This window comes from Candidatus Enterococcus wittei (genome assembly GCF_002140175.1).
Taxonomy (GTDB): domain Bacteria; phylum Bacillota; class Bacilli; order Lactobacillales; family Enterococcaceae; genus Enterococcus_B; species Enterococcus_B wittei.
In genome coordinates, this window is sequence record NZ_NGMO01000001.1 from 1 (window position 1) to 5,836 (window position 5,836).

At 36.7% G+C, this 5,836-nt stretch carries 1 protein-coding gene and 1 pseudogene; one reads left to right on the forward strand and one right to left on the reverse strand.

Going from position 1 to position 5,836, the window contains the following annotated elements:
• Window positions 1–2,475 (forward strand): annotated as a pseudogene (locus A5844_RS14045) (hypothetical protein); the annotation flags it as partial.
• 430 nt (window positions 2,476–2,905) lie between these two features.
• Here the strand turns inward: A5844_RS14045 and A5844_RS00015 are convergent.
• Entirely contained in the window at window positions 2,906–5,371 is a 2,466-nt protein-coding gene (locus A5844_RS00015) for an FAD-dependent oxidoreductase (RefSeq protein ID WP_086283032.1), read from the reverse strand.
• Between the last annotated feature and the right edge of the window lie 465 nt (window positions 5,372–5,836).

Sequence of the window (5,836 nt, forward strand, 5' to 3'; positions counted from 1 at the left end):
TGGGTAAAAAAGAACGTCAAACAACTTTTGAAAAAAATTGACGGTTTGGTAAAGGAGACACCTACGTTACCGAAAGATGTCATCAGGACTTACTTACCTGGAAAAGGCTTAGAAGTTCCTGTCAAACGGATGGAAAATGAGTCCTATCGGTTGGTGACGGATCTGAGAAGCGGAGATATCTATGGCAATCCTTTCTGGTTGAGGGGGGACCGATTAGAGAGATTTAAGGAGCCTGCCTCATTTACGAAGGAACAAAAAGCGCTGATCAATCGATTAACAAAAGAAATTAACCCAGATCAGATTTTTGTAGTTGAACCCAATTTGAATCCCAATGCCTATGGCAGTGGGAAAGTCATGTCTGTCTCAGAAAAAGGCAAAGAAACCAAATATTTCATTACGATAGACGGTCATACGGTTCCTGTGAGAATAACCCCCATTGAGGAGCATGGTGTGCGTTATGACGTGGTAGAAGGAGAGAAGGTTTACCCCGTGAATTTCAACGGAAAAGAATGGTATTTTGAACCAGCGACTTCTCCTTTTGTGTCGAAAAAATTAGCAGAAGAATTGGCGAATAAAATGGATGAATTTGAATCAATCAAGGATCCAAGTGCTCTTTCTGCCCCAGATGAACAGACACTAATGTGGAATAAATATGGGAGATCTTATATCAAAATCAATGATCACTATATCCCTCTTATTGTACTGTATAAGGATTGGGATTGGTATCATTTAGTGAAAAAAGATACCCAACAGCCGATGACCGTTTTGCTATTTGAGCCAGAAAATGAACTGTTTCGTCTAGAGACAAGTTTAGATAAGGAATTGAGGGAAGGCGTGAGACTAAGTAAAGTTGAAGCTGGACCCTCACAGGGAATTGGAAGACAAGTGGAACTTCCGCCACCTAAAACTATGCCAGATCCGCCGGGAAGAGGAGCAGAATGGAATGAATTTAGAAATGCCCGAGATCTTGAAGTGGAGGGGGAAATCATAGCCAGACTTGAAACTTATAATGTCTCCATGGCCCCTCTATCATCGTTTATCCCAATATCGACTCCTGTTGTTTATAATAATGAGAAATGGCTAAAGGAAGGTCTTTTGAAACAGATTATTGAAAATTTGCCTAAAAAGTCGCCACTTGACTTTCGAATATATAAAGGGATTAATTTCAATGATGCACCAAACTTTCTTAAACCATTCCTATTTGATCTGATAAAAGATTATACGAAAGCACAGAATCAATTTCAAAAGTCACTAGAGGTGTGTCAAGAGTTGTTAACGAAAGAAAGAATTGCAGGAACTCCACAAGGGCAATATTTGATCAAACTGTTTGGCCTAGAGAGCGTCCTAGATCCAGAACCCATTTTATTGGAAGCTGTGAAAAGATTGGAGTTTATCTCAAAAAAAGGGATGGAATTCCTTCAAAAAACAGCAGACTGGGGTTATGAAAATATTCTGATTGTTTCCACTGATTTAGTTCCGCAAGTAGGCTCAAAAAAATATCGCTCACGATATATGGAATATGTAAGTACTAATGCACTAATGTTTCCAGAGGATCCGGAATGTCGATTAGCTATTTTTGCAGATGCCTTCCACTTAGATCCGACCATCATTTCAGGAGAAGAATTAGTTGAACCTAAAAGTCAAGTAATCATGCATGAAGTCACTCATATTACTTCGGATACTCAAGATTTCATTGAATACACGAGATATCCGAAAGGTATCATAAAAAGTGGGGAAATATTACTAGAGGAATATAAGATGAAACGACCGCTGATTTTTAAATCTGAGGGTTATAACAATTTTGTGACACAACTAGCCCTTTATCAAAACAGACCAGATTTATCACGAAGGACCGTGTGGAGAGAAACGGAAAAAAATGATATGTTACGGGTTAATTTACAGATAAGTGATGCAGAGATGGTAATGATCATTATCAGGGATTTTGCGGAAGGAAGAGATTTTGAAGGGGTAATTCGTGTAGCTAGAAGTCTTAGTGAAGAACTATTAGGTGATGGATTGATGTTTATAGTTGCAACACTGTCTTTTGTATTTGTTAGTTATGACTTTGAAAAGGATGCAGAATTAGAAATGACCCAAGAACAAACAACTGACAATCCTGACCTAAAAAGTGAAGTGACTAATGAAGGAGAGTATTCAACAACTTTGAAAAGAGAAAAGAGAGAGGTAAACATGGCTGAAAAAAGCGACTGTCTAACTCAATCTGTCTCTAATCAAGAAATAAACACAGAACTTATAGAGCCTATAACTAAGCGAAGTTTGTTGAACATTGTTGAAAAAATGAACAGTAAAATCCAAACCTTTTCTAGTCAACAAACAGGCATAGCGTCCGTACAATTTACAAAACAGCAAAGTTTCTTAAGTCTTGTAAACAGTAGTAAAGGAGAAAGTAACCGTATGAGTCAGAATCATATCCACTCAACAAATAAGCAGAAAGAATTAAACTTACAACGTTAAATCAAGTGGTATAGGACTTTACTCCATCATGTATGAAGGTAAACAAGACTATGATGGAGTAAGGATATTAGAAACATTAACGTTGAGCTCCAATGAACGAGGAATGAACAGCTATTGACAAATAATTGGCTAAAGATATAAATGATGTGTTTAGGTAGTCTAAGAAGGATAATCTAAATCGTACTTGAATTTTAAAATCATTTGGAGTTTTTCTAGTAGAAAAAGATATTTTAGAAAAAGAAGTAGTTATTAATCAAAATTGTTGTATGTCTATTTATTTTTTTACAAAAAATTAGGACTGATAGAATATTCCATCAGTCCAAGAAATTGTAGTGCCATTTTTTCAGAAGTTTTTTTGTTTGATGAATCAAAGCAGATAGAACGCTCTAAAAAAACGATTGGAAATAGAAAATTTTTGATACATATGCATTTAAATAAATAAATTTAAATTAGCGTTTTCACTATCACCAAGATAAGTAGCTACGCCACCGTATTCGACAAAATCAAATAATTCTTCTTTTTCGATTCCCATGATATCCATACTCATTGTGCAAGCAACAAATTTGATGCCAAGTTCTTGAGCTTTTTCAATCATTGTGGGTAATGGATCGACATTTTTTTGTTTCATGACTGCTTGGATCATTTTAGAACCAGCTCCTCCCATATTCATGGAAGAAATAGGTAGAGAAGAGGCGCCATTCGGCAACATCAGATCAAACATTTTTGCTAAGCCTTTTTTCTTGATTTTTTGTTTCTTCAATATACTTAAACCCCAGAAGGTGAAGAAAATAGTTACTTTTTTGCCCATAGCAGCTGCCCCTGATGCGATGATCATTGAAGCTAAAGCTTTATCCATATCACCGCTGAAGACTACCATTGTAGCACCGTCTTTGGTTTCCTTCAAAACGCCTTCTTGCGGTAATGAATCGAAACGAGAATCAGTTGATTGCTTGCCTTTCATCAAGGTTGCAACCACTTTATTCCCTTGAAGCTCATTGGTAAGGAGAGTATTGCCAGTTGTTTTTGCCCAGGCATCAATATCCGCACTGAACCCAAAATCACTTGCCTGCACCACTAATTTTTGACCTTCAGTCATTTGATCGATGTGTTGTTTTACTTTTAAGATAGGACCAGGGCATTGAAGGCCACATGCATCAACTTCAATCGTTTCTAAATCAGTAGCTGGTTCTAATTTTATTTGCTCTTGTTCCTGTTTATCTGTTTTTTTATTAGATAAAGTTTGCTCAGGTATTTGGTAATGAGCTAATTTATAAGTCTTATATCCTCCGTCGATATTTTTTACATGGAATCCGTGTTGTAGTAAAATCCTTGCCGCATTGTAACCACGTAAGCCCACTTGGCAATAGACGTAGATGGTTTGATCTTTTGGTAGTTCTTCTAGTCGTTGGCGAAGTTGGTTTAAAGGGATCAGTTTGCTATTAGGAAATTCACCAATCGCACGTTCAAATTCTTCGCGCACATCTAAGAAATAAGCACCTTGTTCGATTAGTTGATCTACTTCATGCCACTGTACGATCTGGACATTTTCCGTGAGGACGTTGTCTGCAGTGTATCCAGCCATATTTACAGGATCTTTGGCACTAGAATAAGGGGGAGCATACGCTAATTCGATTGCTGCAAGCTGGTCGGCTGTCGCACCGAACTTCATTGCTGTCGCAATCACATCGATTCTTTTTTCTACACCTTCAATGCCCACAGCTTGAGCGCCAAGGATCTTTCCATTTTGATCAAACAATAATTTCAAATGGATAGGACTGGCATCAGGATAATAGCCAGCATGAGAATTAGGATGGATATGGATTGCATGATAAAAAATATTCTTTTGTTGCAATAAGCGTTCAGTATTCCCAGTGGAAGCGGCTGTGAGTTCAAATATTTTGGCAACAGATGTTCCTTGTGTTCCCAAATAAGTAGCAGGAATACCATTGATGATATCTGCAACAAGACGACCTTGACGATTCGCAGGCCAAGCTAAGGGGATGTTTGTAGGACTTTGATCGACAAAATCTTTGACTTCAATTACATCTCCAATGGCAAAAATATCCGGATAATTCGTTTGTAGTTGTTCGTTTACTCGGATGGCTTGCTTAAATCCTAGATCAATTCCAGTCTCTTTGGCAAGAGTATTTTCAGGAGAAACGCCAATAGAAAGAATAGTCATGTCTGTTTCTACGATTTTTCCACTCGTTAATTCTAACTGTTTTCCTTCATTTTTAAAGGATTTCAATCCGTCGTTTAAAATAAGTTCTGCCCCATGAAATGCAATTTGTGCATGTAATTGTTGCGCTAATTCAAAATCGATTGAGGGCATGACTTGGGCAGACATTTCGATTAATCGAACGTCAATTCCTAAATGATTCAGATTCTCAAGCATTTCTAAACCAATGAAGCCACCTCCAATAATGGTAGCTGTTTTTACATGATGATCTTTGATATAAGCCTTGATTAAATCCATATCAGGAATGTTTCTTAAAGTGAAAACATTTAAAGCTTCCTCCAATCCTGGAATCGGTGGTGTGATTGCTTTAGCTCCAGTTGAGATGATTAATTTATCAAAAGTCTCTTGATATGTTTTTCCTGTTTGGTGATTAAGGACGGTTACTGTTTTAGCCTGTGGATTTATTTCAGTTACTTCAGAAAAATTACGGATATCTAACCCGTATTGTTGACGCATGCCATCTGCTGTTTGGAGAAGTAAGTCTTCACGTTCTTTGATGATGCCTCCTACTTGATAGGGTAATCCACAATTAGCAAAAGAGATGTATTCCCCTTTTTCTAATAGAATGATCTCATCCTCTTCATTCAAGCGACGCAAGCGAGTAGCAGCGGTTGCGCCACCGGCTACACCACCAATAATAATGATTTTTTTAGTCATAGTTTAGAGTAACTCCTTTTAATTGATATTGCCAATATACTATAGGGGGTATATCAAATCAAGTACAAAGTCTCAGTGAAAAAAATAAAATAAAATCAATCTTCCTATTGCTCATTGATTTTTATTTATTATGACACGATTTTTTGTGATCATAAGAAAATAAGAGAGAATTCGTTGTTTACAGGTGATAAATATAGAGAGGATGATTGACGAAGAGGGAATGAAGAAGGTTGGAATAAGATAAAAAACAGAATTAGTTCGCATATTAATTATAAATACCGGGTGGGGGAATACAAAACATTGAAGAGCTACTTTATAAAAAAAGAATTTTCAAAAGGAAAGAGCTTTCTAAAATCGATCACTTCAAGATAAATAAAAAGTAAATCATTTAAATAGAATTCAAAAATACCTATCTGCCTTCGAAGCACAAGATTTCAAAATTCAAAAAGAGAAGAAATATGACAT